Below are 14,484 nucleotides of genomic sequence, written 5' to 3' on the forward strand. Positions count from 1 at the left end.
TCTGGAGGTCCGCAGTCCAGACACCTCTCGCTTTCCGCAGGCGGCTGGTGAGCCTCCTCGGGCTATCGCCCTGCGGGGTCTCACCTATGCCTTTCCTCCTGCAGGAGTCTCGAGGTGTCTGGACTGCTCCGAGGAAAAGCGTGATTTGGATTACTGTTTAATATTCCAGAAGTACAATCCTTATCATAACGGAATAATTTCTTTTTAAAATAATCCTTTAGACCAGTTCAGTTGCCCGGCGGACGGTGACTCCTACGGGAATAGCACGAGTCCGAAGACCCCGCAGGAAGCGGTTTTCTTCCGAGGAGGCTGAGGCCGTGCCCGTGGAAAGCATCCGTCCGCCGGGCAACTGAACGGTAATTAGAACGCCAGCAAAATGAATGCACAAAATACTTACGCTGAATGAAAGCATTTGGCAGTTTACTTTATTTTTAGATGAGAAAGTTGAGTTTATTTGTAAATTATCCATTCATTTTTTCACTTCATGGTACACGTTACATTATAACGATAATCACAAAAAAATACAAAAGCCCCCTTATAAAAAGAGGGCTACATTGATTTTACACATTTTAGTAACAATATTAAAGTGTTAACTATAGATTATACTTCCATAATCTCATTTTCTTTTTCTTTTGTCAGCTGTTCAATTTTAGCAATGAACTGATCTGTTTCTTTTTGAACATCATCTTGGAATTTCCGTAATTCATCTTCTGTGATCTCGGAATCTTTTTCCATAGCTTTTAATTGATCGTTAGCCTCACGACGGATATTACGCACTTGAACACGGGATTCTTCCGCGAATTTACCGACGACTTTCACAAGCTCTTTCCGGCGCTCTTCCGTTAATGCTGGAATATTGATGCGGATAACATTCCCATCATTGGATGGAGAAAGCCCAAGGTTCGCTTTCTGAATGCCTTTCTCAATTTCGCCTAGTGCCGTTTTGTCATATGGTGTTACGACAAGTAAACGAGCTTCAGGTGCACCTACTGACGCAAGTTGATTAAGTGGTGTAGCTGCACCATAGTAATCAACAAAAACACTGTCTAATAGGTTAGGGTTTGCTCTTCCAGCTCGAACAGTAGCTAAGTTTCGCATAAATGCTTGTACCGCAAGTTCCATTTTTTCCTTCATTTCACTTAACACAGAATTTGCCATCACTTATTTCCCCCTTATAGTTGTTCCAATTGTCTCGCCTTGAACGACGCGTTTAATATTACCTTTTTCTGTTATGGAGAAGACGATTAAAGGAATATTATTATCCATACAGAGTGATGAAGCTGTAGAGTCCATTACTCCGAGGCCTTCATTAATCATATCCAAATAAGATAAATTATCATATTTAACAGCATCTTTATTAACTAACGGGTCAGCGGAGTAAACACCATCCACATTGTTTTTAGCCATTAGAATTACTTCTGCTTCAATTTCTGCCGCTCTTAGCGCAGCAGTAGTATCTGTTGAAAAATAAGGGTTTCCTGTACCGGCGGCAAAAATGACAACACGCTTCTTTTCCAAATGGCGAATTGCTTTTCTTCTTATGTATGGTTCTGCAACTTGGCGCATTTCAATCGATGTCTGAACTCTTGTTGGAATTCCAATCATTTCCAGTCCATCTTGCAATGCTAGTGAATTCATAACCGTTGCTAGCATACCCATGTAATCAGCCGATGCACGGTCCATCCCCATCTCACTACCGACCTTACCTCTCCAGATGTTTCCTCCACCAACAACGATTGCAACTTCTACTCCAAGTTCTGCAACCTCTTTTACTTGGCGTGCAATGGAATGGATGATTTTCGGATCAATACCGCTTCCCTGATCCCCACTCAATGCCTCTCCACTTAATTTTAACACAATTCTCTGGTACTTTGCTGTTGTCATAATAACCTCCATCGCAATACATATTATTATGATATGTTTGTTCTTTATTTATTCCGTTGTATACAACCATGGTAAAATAGGGAACAATCTCGTTCCCTATTTTACCATTGGCTTACTTTTTAATTTGGCTCATTACTTCTTCAGCAAAGTTTTCTTCACGTTTTTCCATACCTTCGCCTACTTCATAGCGCACGAAAGTTTTCACGCTTGCACCTTTGTCTGCTACATATTTCTTCACTTTAACGTCAGGATCTTTAACAAATGCTTGTTCGACAAGAACGATTTGTTCAAAGAATTTGCCAAGACGGCCTTCAACCATTTTTTCAACAATATTAGCTGGTTTACCTTCATTAAGAGCTTGTTGTTTTAGAACTTCACGCTCGTGATTTACTTCGTTCTCTGCTACATCTTCACGGTTAACATAGCGAGGGTTGATTGCTGCTACGTGCATTGCAACATCTTTTGCAACTTCTTCATCCGTTGTCCCTTCAAGAACAGTCACAACACCAATTGTTCCGCCCATATGCAAGTAAGAACCGAATGCATCGTTATCTGTTTTTTCGAAAATAGTGAAACGACGTAAAGAAATCTTCTCACCGATTGTAGAGATTGCACTGTTAATAATTGTTTCTAGTTTTTCACCATCAACCGTTGCTTCTAATGCACCTTCCACAGTTTCTGGTTTGTTAGCAAGTAATGCCTTACCAATCTTAACTAAAAGGTCTTTGAACAAATCGTTTTTCGTTACGAAGTCTGTTTCACAGTTCACTTCTAGTAAAACTGCAGTGTTGCCATCGATTTCAACATGAGTTAATCCTTCTGCTGCAATGCGGTCTGCCTTCTTGGCAGCTTGCGCCATTCCTTTTTCACGCAGGTAGTCGATTGCTTTATCAATGTCACCATCTGTTTCTTGAAGTGCTTTTTTACAATCCATCATACCTGCACCAGTTTTTTCACGTAATTCCTTAACCATCTTTGCTGTAATTGCCATTTGTAAAAATCCTCCTTTAAAGATTCCGTGTTTCTTTCTTTAAAAAAAGGTGATAAAAGGTAATTATCCTCTTATCACCCTCACTTTTCCAGAAAATTACTCTTGAGTTGAGGCTTCTGCAGTTGCTTCCGCTTCTGTTTCAGCTTTGTTATCTTCAGCTGCTGGTTCTTCGACTGGAGCTTCTACTTCTGCTGTTTCTTCACCTTGTTTCCCTTCTAAAATAGCATCAGCCATTTTTGAAGTCAATAATTTAACAGCACGAATTGCATCATCGTTAGCTGGGATTACATAGTCAATTTCATCCGGATCACAGTTTGTATCGACAATACCGATGATTGGGATGTTTAATTTATGAGCTTCAGCAATAGCAATTCGTTCTTTACGTGGGTCAATAACGAACATTGCATCTGGAAGCTTCTTCATGTCTTTAATTCCGCCTAAGAATTTCACAAGACGATCTTTTTCTTTAAGTAGCTCCCCTACTTCTTTCTTAGGAAGTACTTTAAATGTACCGTCCTCTTCCATTCTTTCAATTTCTTTCAAACGCTCGATACGTTTGCGGATTGTTTGGAAGTTCGTTAGCGTTCCACCTAGCCAGCGCTGGTTCACATAGAACATGCCGGAGCGAAGTGCTTCATCACGAACAGAGTCCTGTGCTTGTTTTTTTGTACCTACGAAAAGAAGTGTACCGCCATTTGCCGCCAATTCTCTTACATAGTTATAAGCTTCTTCAACCTTTTTCACTGTCTTTTGCAGGTCGATGATATAGATACCGTTACGTTCCGTGAAGATATATTTCTTCATTTTCGGGTTCCAACGGCGTGTCTGGTGACCGAAATGTACACCAGCTTCAAGTAATTGCTTCATTGAAATTGCTGCCATTTTAAAATTCCTCCTATAGGTTAGTTTTCCTCCGCCCCGTTCCTTTCTGCTTATAAACCATTGGCAATCTGGCACCTTATAAGCAAATCCCGAGACGTGTGTTATGACTTGTCTTGTTTCGACAAGTGTTTTACACCAGAAATTAATATACCATAACTAGGTAAAGGAAGCAAGTTTTTATTCGTCATATAACCGAATGATCAACTCTGCTTCTGTTTTCCCGCAATCAAGCGCCTTCGCAATTTCCTCGATCGTAAGTCCTTTTGCATGGAGCTGCATAACCCGGGATTCGAGAGAGGCTTCTAGTTCATATCCCGGTGCATCACCGAGCAGACGATCAACATCCGCATCTGCTTCTTCCGATTCCGGTTGATGAGCAGGTACTTGCTCTGCAGGTTGCTGACTTTCCTCTTTTTGATTCTTTTGTTCAACTGAAGATGCTTTATGATTCGTCATTAAAGCTTGTAACCGGTCATTTTCCGCTTTAATTTCCTCGAGAGAACGTTCTAGTGCTGCTGTTAATTCAGCGGAATTTGCCGTGTTTTCCAATTGCTGTCCTTTCTTTAACAACTGGAAGATTGCTACAAGCGTGATTAAATGTAATAGAAAACTAATAATCAGTAAAAATGAAACCATGACCGTTCTCCTCTACCCACTTATAATTGCCATATTGGGATTAAAAATTATCCTTCCATTAAAACAACTGCTGCACTGCAATTTCATTATTGAAAAGATTGAACTGTACGTAATGATAATTTGTAGTCATCACTCGTTTATATTTTCCAAACGTAACCGAAACATTCTGATAAATAAAGTTTCTTACAATGAGTTGCGTATCCCTGATATCCCCTATCGCTGCATTCAGCTCTGCAAGCTCGTCAGTAATTTCATTAAGCTCGCTTGTGACCTTTTCCATGGAATGTTTCTGACGCAATTTTGAAATGCGGACGTTGGGGTCGCTATCACTCTGAGTGGCAAGCTTATCCCCAAGCATTTTCAACTTTCCATGCATTTTTTCTAGCTCTATTTTCTTTTGCTTTAATGCTTGCTCTTTATCTGCTACTAGTTTATTTACTCCTAAAATAATTTCTGTTTTCGTATGAAGCTTCGTTCCAATATCTTTCGCTTCAATTGTTTTTCCGGCAGATAACGAGCCGCCAATAATATTCCCTTTTTGAGAAAATACATGTCCGCGGACAACACATTCACTATGAAGGATGGAATTTTCCACATATAAATCGTTACCTGCGAAAATCTTTGCCTGGTTAATATAACCTAGCTGGATATTCTCCTGTGCTTCCAAACGTCCCTTGTCCTGTCCTGCAATTCCTTCTGATATGTAAATTGAACCTCCAGCAATGATAGTTGCAGCTTCTACCATCCCGAAAATCTTAACATCACCGTCAGCCTTTACTGTAAAACCTGTCGGCACGTCTCCGTGGATAATAATCGTCCCAACAAAATCAAGGTTTCCAGTTTTCATTGACAATGTGTCATTCACATAATACTCAGGGAAAACTTCAATTTTCCTTCCCGTATAGCTTAACTGCCCATCCTCTGTAGCATAATAACAGTTGTCAGCCTTATTGAATAGAACGTTCTTTCCAGGCCGAATGGATTTGGCTTTACCTTGAGGAGCCTTAACTACGTGTCCCATTACATTTTTACCATCCGTCCCTACCCCGGGATGGACGAGCTTGGCAAGTTTTTCACCCCTATTTACAGAAGGAATCGTCATTATTTCCCGGAAGTTCCAGTCTTTATCCTTTTTCATTTCCTTGTTGAGATCGACTAGAAAGGTGAATTTGCCATCTTTCCCCTTCTCTGGTTTTAAGCCTCTTGCAATAACAATTGGGTAATCAATAAAGGTAGGGTCTCCTGCTAACTGGGCAAGTGCTTGAAACTGGATGCCGTACACAACTTTGTTTGCAGTCAGAAATTCCCTCCATGAAGACATATCGACTTGCAATTTTTCCTTTAATTCATAAAACGCATCGGTACAATGAACTTCTGCTAACATATCGTTATCTTTAAACCGTACACGAAAATATTTTTTTATTCTGTCCAAATTGATTACCCCCATATAATACCAAGTCATTCGATGATCTTCGTTAATATATTTTTCAATTTGAATATTGCTTTTTTATGAATCTGTGAAATTCTTGAAGTCGTCAAGTTCAATGTTTGCCCAATTTCTGTAAAGGTAAGCTCTTGATGATAAAAGAGATCGATGACTAGCTGTTCCCTTTCATTCAAACTCTTAATTCCTTCGATTAATTCCAGTTTTAATTCTTCCTGGTAAATCTCTTCTTCCGGTGTTGCGGTATTTTCATCAGGAATCATATAGCCGATTCCTTCATTAAATTCCTGGGTCGTTGTCGGCTTTTCTTCAATCGAAAGCACATTCGCAAACAAAGAATCTTTTATAACGGATTCCACTTCATCAGAGGACATATCCAACTGCTTTCCAATTTCTCTGGAAGTAGGTTTACGTTGTAATTGCTGTTCCAACTGTTCGGCTGTGCGTTCTATCTTTTTCGTCTTCTCTCTTAGTGAGCGGGGCAGCCAATCTTCCTTACGAAGTCCATCCATGATTGCTCCTTTTATCCGAAAGGAGGCATAGGTATCAAATTTAAGTTTTCGGTTAGATTCGAATTTCGTAACTGCATCGTACAGGCCGAGGAGACCAAAACTTCTAATATCATCTTTACTCACATTGTTCGGCAAGTGACTGGCAATCCGTTCTGAATGATAGTCCACCAGATACATATAATATGCAATGATTTCATTTAATACCTCGTGATGCTGATTTGCATTCCACTGCTTCCAAAGTTGTTGTTCTTCTGATGACATTCCCGAATTCATGGTACTCCACTCCTTCCTCCTAAAATTCCTGCCCGAGATCCATCCCTAAATAACGATTTCCTCACGATTCACTTTTCTAATGTTTAATTCACTAGTTGAAGGATTAAACTCAATCGTTCTTCCGATATTCCCACCGACATCTTTAGCAATGACTGGAATCTTTAACTTTTCTAATTCGCCGAGCGTTGCTTCAACATTTCGGCGACCTATCCGTAATAAATCAGAACCCGTACCGAATTTGAACATTTCCGCGCCACCAGCTATTTTAGCTTGAAGCGCCGAGTGCTTGGCTCCCATTTGCAGCAACCTTTCTACTAAATAGGGGATAGCAGTATCCGCATATTTATATGCGTTAATCGGTTTCTGTCTCGTCGCGGTCGAATCTGGCAATAAAATATGAGCTAGTCCAGCAACTTGTTTCTTCTCATCATAAATGACAATTCCTACACAAGAACCAAGCCCCAATGTTCGTATCGTATCAGGCGCCCGTACCGTATTCAAATCGGCAATGCCTACTCTGATGACTGTTCCAATTTTATTCATTTTCTTCTAGTCCTAACGCTTTAAATATTATTTGCAACGAGTCAGGATTCGGCAGCAAGAAAAAGTTCCCCTTTAACATGTTGCTTGTCCCTTGACTATTTACTTTAGAATCAATGACGATTGCATAGTCCGAAGCTTGGGAAATGTCGATTAAGCCATATGTCAAAACTGCTGCAGCCATATCAATCCCTAGATGGGGAACAGAAGGTTGCAGGTATAAATGCGTAAAATCGGATAAGGCCGAAATATAAGAACCAGTAACAATATTCCCTACTTCTTCAAGAGCTGAAAATTCTATCGATTCCTTACCTAGATCCTCTTTAAGTTTATAAGTCGGATTATTTGTCATCGTACGGATGAGCAACTCGGCTTCTTCGACGGATAAAACAAAAAACACATTACTTGGTGCATCACCATAGATACGAAATAGAATAGCGACAACTTTTTTCTCAGGACCGCCGATCAATTCCATCATTTCATCAAAAGAAACAACATTAACCGATGGGATGGTCATTTCAATCTTGCGGTTTAATAATTGGGATAGTGCGGTGACAGCATTTCCCGCTCCAATATTTCCTACTTCCCGTAGTACATCGAGTTGGAAAGTAGATAGATCCCTATATTTCATAAGGTTTCTGTCCTTCTTCTTTCACCGCTTGCGTATACTGGTCAGAAATGAGAATCTTCTTCAGGTCAAGCAGAATAAGCAATCGATCCTCAATTTTGCTCACTCCGTCAATATAATCAGCTGCTTCCGAACCGACAACCTCTGGATTTGGTTCCATTTCATCTAATGCAAGATCAATTACATCACTTGCTGTATCAACAATTAAACCGACTTCAAATCCATTCTTTTTCACAATAATGATGCGATTCTCTTCTGTCAGTTCCGTTTCAACCATTCCGAAGCGTAACCGTAAATCAATAATTGGAATAATAACACCCCGTAAATTAATAACACCTTTGACAAATTCTTCTGCACGGGGAACACGTGTGATTGGCTGGATTCTTTCAATTGCACTGACATATTCAACCGGTAAAGCATATTCTTCATCTTGTAACTGAAAAACAATGACTTTTAGATAATTCCCTGTAGAATGTTCCATGTTTTTTCATCTCCTGCTCTAGTTCTATCACAAATATTTTAGAATCTATGTTATTTTGCCGAGAAAATGTCCTACTTGATGCAAAGGTAACACTTGATCAACTAATCCTGTTTCATAAGCAGCTTTCGGCATACCATAAATAACGGAACTTTCCTCTGATTCAGATATAACAAATGCTTGCTTGTCCACTTGTTTAATCTGTTGGATGCCGCTTGCACCATCACTTCCCATCCCCGTTAAGACAACTGCTGTTTTATTCAAGTTCTTATGATTGGCTAGAGAATAGAACAGGGCATCTACGGAGGGACGATGGTTATTCACTGGCGGGTCCTTTGTTAACTTTAGCCTATATTCCGCCCCAATTTCCTCTACTACCATATGGAAATCGCCTGGTGCGATATATACGAATCGCGGCTTTATGACATCACCATCTGCCGCCTCTTTCACCTGAAGACTTGTTAGCTTATTTAATCGTTCTGCCAGCGACTTTGTAAAATGTGGAGGCATGTGTTGTACGATAAGTATCGGTGTTTGAAAGTCTCCAGGTAAATCCGAAATGATTCGTTGTAGAGCTCTTGGACCACCTGTAGATGTTCCAATAGCAATCAATGAATAATCTCGTGCTTTTCTTGTCGGTGGTAAATAAGAACTTAATAATGTCGGACTGGGATTATCTTTAATCGACCGCGCCGGTGGAATCCCTACGTCTTTTGCTGCAATTACTTTAGAAATAATTTCTTCTTGAATCGTTTCGATATTCAAGGAAATTTCCCCTGAAGGCTTCATAATAAAATCAACAGCACCATTATCTATCGCATTTATCGTATGCTCTGTGCCATAATCTGATTTGCTCGATAACATAATGACTGGTACTGGCATAGTCGTCATTATTTCCTTTAGTGCTGAAATTCCATCAAGAACTGGCATCGTAATATCCATCGTGACGACATCCGGCTTAAGTCTTCTTATTTTTTCAATTCCATCTTTACCGTTTCTTGCTGTGTCGATTACTTTAATACGATCATCGCTGTTTAATATGTCTGTAATCATCTTTCGCATAAAAGCTGAATCGTCAACAACAAGTACACGAACTCTTTCCATTAAAATTTACCTCTTAGCAGATTTTTTAATTTTTGAAGGAAAGCCCGTCCATCCGTTGCTGGAACGGCCTTCTCCTTATTCAGATAGCTTTCCGTAATTTGTTTAATTGATCGGGCAGCCGGTGCTTTCTCATTTAATATTGAAAAAGGCACTTGCTGCATAACTGCCTGCACTACATGCTTATCTTCAGGAATGATACCTAACGGATGCACATCAATTTGAAGGAACTGTTTAATAACTTGTTGCAGCTGCTTTAAAGAATTCATCTCTCCATGCGACCTGGCTCGATTTAAAATTAAGTGTAGTGGCATGCTTCCTCCATTAATCGTAATCTGTTTAATCATACTATAGGCATCCGTTATTGCAGTTGGCTCCCCTGTCGTAACTACAATACATTCGTCGGCAGCTAGAATGAAAAATAGACTCGTTTCCGTGATACCCGCACCCATATCGAAAATTATATAATCATACATCTCTGTTAACTGTTCAAACTGCTTATAGAAATAGTTCTTTTCCGTCTGTTTCATCTCTAAAAACTCACTCAGTCCTGTGCCACCTGCAATATAAGATAAACCTTGCGGACCTTGCTCGATTATTTCAGTGATTGAAAACCTTTCCGTGAACATGTCAACAATTGTATATTTAGGCTGAAGGCCGAGTAAAATATTTATATTCCCCATACCGACATCAAGATCAATTAGAACTACTTTTTTATTTCGCCGGACCAGCTCTAGGGAGAAATTTAAACCAATGTTAGACTTCCCGACTCCCCCTTTACCACTAATGAAAGCAACTGTCTTCGCTTCATGTCTCGAGTGAGATTGCTCCATTTTTATCCTTAGGTTCTTCGCCTGGTCAGTCATCTTCTTGCTCCACAATCAGATCGCTGATTAAAGTTGGAGTTGGTTTCACTAAATCATCGGGAACGTCTTGTCCATTGGTTAAGTAGGCAATGCCGATGCGGTTATTTAAGGCGATCGAAAGGATACTGCCATACTGTGTCGTTTCATCCATTTTCGTAAAGATCATTTCTGTAAGGGGTATGTCCTGAAACTGTTCAAATAAGTCCTGTACGTCTTTTGGTTTAGTGGTGAGCGCCAATACGAGATAGGTTGCAATAGATGGTACATCTTCCAACATCTCTTTAAGTTGATTGATATAAGCTTTTTCACGAAAATTCCTTCCAGCTGTATCGACAAGAATCACATCATAATCCGTAAACGTTTCAATCGCTTGCCTATAATCATCAACTTGGTAAGCAACTTCCAATGGAACATTTAAAATACGGGCATACGTTTTTAATTGTTCCACCGCGGCAATACGATACGTATCGGTTGTTATGAAAGCAACCTTCTTTTTTTCTTGTAGTATAAGCTTGGCTGCAATCTTAGCAATCGTTGTTGTTTTACCAACCCCAGTCGGCCCGACAAATTGAACAATTTGCTGTTCACCTGTGATACCTTGAAAGGACAGTCCATTCAATTCATTACGAATGACTTGTTTCAGTGCGTTCGCAATATTCGTTTCCGTCACTTCACTTCCCTCATCTGCTAAGAAGCTAATTGTCTTTTCAATAATTGCTTCAGCGAGTGTTTTTTCCACTTCCTGATCGAGAAGTTGCTGAAGCGCAAGTTGATATAATGCTGGAAGCTTCGTCTCATCTTTTGCCGCTTCCAGTTCGATTAAATTCTTTAGATTCCTAATTTCTTTAAGTACTGGTTCTATTGTTTGCAGATCAGATTGAGTTTTACTCGTTTGTTCCATTTTAATCTCTTTAGCTTCCAGCGGCTTTGAGCCACGCTTGATGGGATCTGGATCATGCGCGGCGATGACCTCAATCCTCTTCTTTTGAAACAGACCAAGGAAGCCTTTTTGTTTAATTTCTTTTGATTGAAGAATAACCGCTTCTCGGCCGAAGTCTTTTCTTATTTCATTCATCGCTTCAGGCATAGTGTCCGCTATATATTTTTTTATCTTCACGCAATATTCACCACCCCTACACTTTGCACCTGGACATCCGGTTCCAATTCGTTATAAGACAATACAACAACTTGCGGCAAGAACCGGTCAAGCAATTGTTTTAAATACATCCGGATTGCAGGCGAGCACAAAACAATTGCTGTATCTTCCTGAAGTGTCAGCTTCTCCACTTCCTGATGAATCGCTGTAATTATTTCTTGTTGTTTATCAGGTTCAAGAGATAAATAATTCCCATGCTCTGTATGCTGAATACTTTCTGCGAGCAACTTCTCCACTTTACCGGATACCGTAATGACGGTAAGAGTACGGTCGGGCTTTGCGTACTGTTCCGTCAGTTGCGCCGACAAGGATTGTCTAACATATTCCGCAAGTAATTCCGTATCATTCGTCATCTTGGAAAAGTCGGCCAATGTTTCAAATATGACCGGCAGATTACGGATGGAGACATTTTCCCGAAGCAGTTTTGCCAATACCTTTTGCACATCACCGATTGCAAGCGGCTCAGGAGTAACCTCATCAACTAAAATCGGATTCGTCTCTTTCAGGTGATCGATAAGCTGTTTCGTTTCCTCTCTACCTAGCAAGATATGGGCATGCTGTTTGATCACTTCTGTAATATGGGTTGAGACGACAGATGGCGGGTCTACAACGGTATAACCGGAAAGCTCAGCTTCATCCTTATGTTCCTCCGTAATCCATTTCGCAGGGAGACCAAAGGCCGGTTCCAACGTATCAATTCCTTCAATTCCATCGTCATCCATATCAGGTGCCATCGCTAAATAATGGTCCAGCATCAGCTCGCCTTTTGCCACTTCATTTCCTTTGATCTTCAATCGATATTCATTTGGATTCAGTTGAATATTATCTCTAATTCGCACAACAGGGATAACCATCCCAAGTTCAATTGCCAACTGTCTACGAATCATAATCACTCTTTCTAGCAAGTCTCCACCTTGATTCGCATCGGCAAGTGGGATCAGTGCATAACCGAATTCGAATTCAATCGGATCAAGGTTAATTAAATTCACAACATTTTCCGGTGTATGCAGCTTGGCACTTTCCGCCTCATCCACTTCTTCCTCATCCGGTTCATCCGGTATAGCCGGTTTTCTATCAATTATGTAAGCGGTGAAAAATAATAGACTTGCAAGTGCTGTCGTTAGAAAGAAGTTGATTGGCGTTAAACCGAGCAGGAAAACTGTTCCAGCGGCTACGTATAAAAGTTTGGGATATTGAGTGATTTGATTCACCACATCCGTACTTAAATTTTCCCCGTCACTTGCCCGGGTAACAACAATTCCAGTTGCCGTTGACATAAGGAGGGCTGGGATCTGAGTGACCAAGCCGTCACCCACTGTGAGGCTAGTAAACAATTCAACTGATTCATTTAAGGATAATCCCATCTGGAGCATCCCAATAATAATTCCAACAACGATATTAATAATAACAATGATAATTCCAGCAATTGCATCACCTTTTACGAATTTACTGGCACCGTCCATTGATCCGTGAAAATCTGCTTCCCTTTCTATCTTTTTCCGGCGTTCTTTTGATTCTTGCTCCGTAATTAGTCCGGCATTCAGGTCTGCATCAACACTCATTTGCTTACCAGGCATCGAGTCCAAAGAAAATCTAGCTGCTACTTCAGATACCCGTTCTGAACCTTTTGTAATAACTAAAAAGTTAATAATAACAAGAATAATAAAGACGACAAACCCGACAAGCGGATTACCACCAATTACAAAAGAGCCGAATGTTTCTACAACCCCTCCCGCATCACCTTCTGAAAGGATTGCTCTTGTTGTCGACACGTTTAAACCTAACCGAAACAGAGTGACTAATAGGAGAAGCGTCGGAAAAACAGAGAACTGAAGGACTTCCGTTGTGTTCATCGCCACAAGGATAACAATCAAGGAAATCGTAATATTCACAAGTATAAGTACACTTAAAACGCCACCCGGAAGCGGGATGACGAGCATCATAATAATTAAAATAACTCCAATTAGTACAGATAAATCTCTTACCTTCATTCAGTGTCTCTCCTCAAGATCTTGCTTTATTATCCATTTGATACACATATGCCAATATTTCCGCAACAGCCTGATAGAACTCTTCCGGGATTGTTTCCCCAACTTCAACGATGCTATAGAGTGATCGTGCAAGAGGTTTATCTTCTACAGTTGCTATATCATGTTGTTCGGCAATTTCTCTGATCTTCCGCGCAGTGTGATCCACACCTTTAGCAAGCACGTAAGGTGCACTTGCTTTATCTTCATCATATTTCAGAGCAATCGCAAAATGGGTCGGGTTCGTAATAACAACATCTGCTTCTGGAACTTCCGACATCATACGTCTCGTCGCCATTATGCGTTGTTTCTCTTTAATTTTCGATTTGATCAGCGGATCACCTTCCATATTCTTATACTCATCTTTAATATCTTGTTTCGACATCCGCATATTTTTTTCAAAGTCAAATCTCTGATAAAAATAATCGAGTACCGCTAAGAAAAGAAGTGCGACAGTAGCAGAGAAGCCCATTATGATCGCGACTCTTCCAAACAATGCAAGCGCACTCTCTGCATTTGTAAACATTAGCATGAGTACCTCATCTTTATACATCCAAATCACGCTGAAGGTGATGGCACCGATAAAAGTAATTTTTAAAAGTGATTTTAAAAGTTCAACTAGAGCACGAATTGAAAAAATCCGTTTCGCACCTTGAATCGGATCGATTCGCTTCAAATCGAATTTTAATGGCTCCATTGAAAACAATACACCTCTCGTTTGGAGAAGGTTGGAAGCAAACCCAGCAATTATGGCAATCAGCATGATCGGTGCAAGCATTTTCGCGGCTTCAAGTGTTGCCCCATTCAAGACCGTAGCAACTGATTCAATCGTCACATCCCAATGAATGAAGTTTGTAAATGCTTGAATGAAGAACGTCAGCATCGTTTCAAGAATAAAACCGCCAAAAATGAACAAAGCCAGGAAGCATAGTGCGAGTAATATAGCCGTATTAATATCTTGGCTTTTCGCAACCCGTCCCTTTCTCCGTTCATCTTGACGTTTTTTGGGGGTCGCTTTTTCAGTTTTTTCTCCAGCAAAAAACTGTAAATCCATTGTCAACCGCAT

16 protein-coding genes are annotated in these 14,484 nt (G+C 40.3%); all 16 read right to left on the reverse strand.

Translation table 11 applies throughout. The features are described from left to right. Positions 1–217: 217 nt before the first annotated feature. A complete protein-coding gene (locus tag WKU33_RS05640) occupies positions 218–469 on the reverse strand; it encodes a hypothetical protein (RefSeq protein ID WP_340453613.1) in 252 nt (83 codons plus the stop codon). Between the two features lie 131 nt (positions 470–600). Continuing rightward, positions 601–1,158 carry a ribosome recycling factor gene (gene frr / locus WKU33_RS05645; protein ID WP_156855426.1) on the reverse strand — a complete coding sequence of 186 codons (558 nt, stop codon included), beginning with the start codon at positions 1,156–1,158 and terminating at the stop codon, positions 601–603. A 3-nt stretch (positions 1,159–1,161) separates the two neighbouring features. After that, a complete protein-coding gene (gene pyrH / locus WKU33_RS05650) occupies positions 1,162–1,884 on the reverse strand; it encodes a UMP kinase (protein ID WP_156855427.1) in 723 nt (240 codons plus the stop codon). A gap of 112 nt (positions 1,885–1,996) precedes the next feature. Beyond that, entirely contained in the window at positions 1,997–2,875 is an 879-nt protein-coding gene (tsf, locus tag WKU33_RS05655) for a translation elongation factor Ts (protein WP_156855428.1), read from the reverse strand. A 96-nt stretch (positions 2,876–2,971) separates the two neighbouring features. Then, a complete protein-coding gene (gene rpsB, locus WKU33_RS05660) occupies positions 2,972–3,757 on the reverse strand; it encodes a 30S ribosomal protein S2 (RefSeq protein ID WP_340453614.1) in 786 nt (261 codons plus the stop codon). Positions 3,758–3,934: 177 nt separating this feature from the next. Then, positions 3,935–4,393, reverse strand: a complete 459-nt coding sequence (locus WKU33_RS05665) for a DUF6115 domain-containing protein (RefSeq protein ID WP_340453615.1) — start codon at positions 4,391–4,393, stop codon at positions 3,935–3,937. 58 nt (positions 4,394–4,451) lie between these two features. Further along, positions 4,452–5,825, reverse strand: a complete 1,374-nt coding sequence (locus WKU33_RS05670; protein WP_340453616.1) for a DUF342 domain-containing protein — start codon at positions 5,823–5,825, stop codon at positions 4,452–4,454. A 26-nt stretch (positions 5,826–5,851) separates the two neighbouring features. Next, positions 5,852–6,622: a FliA/WhiG family RNA polymerase sigma factor gene (locus tag WKU33_RS05675; protein ID WP_340453618.1), complete on the reverse strand. Its 771-nt coding sequence runs from the start codon at positions 6,620–6,622 to the stop codon at positions 5,852–5,854. A gap of 45 nt (positions 6,623–6,667) precedes the next feature. Continuing rightward, positions 6,668–7,165 (reverse strand): chemotaxis protein CheD, encoded by a 498-nt coding sequence (locus tag WKU33_RS05680; RefSeq protein WP_336251645.1) that lies wholly within the window; start codon positions 7,163–7,165, stop codon positions 6,668–6,670. Continuing rightward, positions 7,158–7,793, reverse strand: a complete 636-nt coding sequence (locus WKU33_RS05685; RefSeq protein ID WP_340453620.1) for a chemotaxis protein CheC — start codon at positions 7,791–7,793, stop codon at positions 7,158–7,160. Before WKU33_RS05685 ends, WKU33_RS05680 begins: the two co-directional genes overlap by 8 nt. Next, a complete protein-coding gene (locus WKU33_RS05690; protein ID WP_340453621.1) occupies positions 7,783–8,271 on the reverse strand; it encodes a chemotaxis protein CheW in 489 nt (162 codons plus the stop codon). Before WKU33_RS05690 ends, WKU33_RS05685 begins: the two co-directional genes overlap by 11 nt. Before the next feature lie 45 nt (positions 8,272–8,316). Next, positions 8,317–9,372, reverse strand: coding sequence for a protein-glutamate methylesterase/protein-glutamine glutaminase (locus WKU33_RS05695; RefSeq protein ID WP_340453623.1), 1,056 nt, complete (start codon positions 9,370–9,372; stop codon positions 8,317–8,319). Beyond that, positions 9,372–10,202 carry a MinD/ParA family protein gene (locus WKU33_RS05700; RefSeq protein ID WP_340453625.1) on the reverse strand — a complete coding sequence of 277 codons (831 nt, stop codon included), beginning with the start codon at positions 10,200–10,202 and terminating at the stop codon, positions 9,372–9,374. Before WKU33_RS05700 ends, WKU33_RS05695 begins: the two co-directional genes overlap by 1 nt. A gap of 25 nt (positions 10,203–10,227) precedes the next feature. After that, complete coding sequence (gene flhF / locus WKU33_RS05705) at positions 10,228–11,352, reverse strand: flagellar biosynthesis protein FlhF (RefSeq protein WP_340453627.1); 1,125 nt, start codon at positions 11,350–11,352, stop codon at positions 10,228–10,230. Beyond that, complete coding sequence (flhA, locus tag WKU33_RS05710; protein WP_340453629.1) at positions 11,349–13,382, reverse strand: flagellar biosynthesis protein FlhA; 2,034 nt, start codon at positions 13,380–13,382, stop codon at positions 11,349–11,351. Before flhA ends, flhF begins: the two co-directional genes overlap by 4 nt. Before the next feature lie 13 nt (positions 13,383–13,395). Beyond that, complete coding sequence (flhB, locus tag WKU33_RS05715) at positions 13,396–14,484, reverse strand: flagellar biosynthesis protein FlhB (RefSeq protein ID WP_340453631.1); 1,089 nt, start codon at positions 14,482–14,484, stop codon at positions 13,396–13,398.

Origin of the sequence: Oceanobacillus sp. HCA-5259, assembly GCF_037892815.1 — a bacterium.
GTDB classification, from domain to species: domain Bacteria; phylum Bacillota; class Bacilli; order Bacillales; family Amphibacillaceae; genus Oceanobacillus; species Oceanobacillus indicireducens.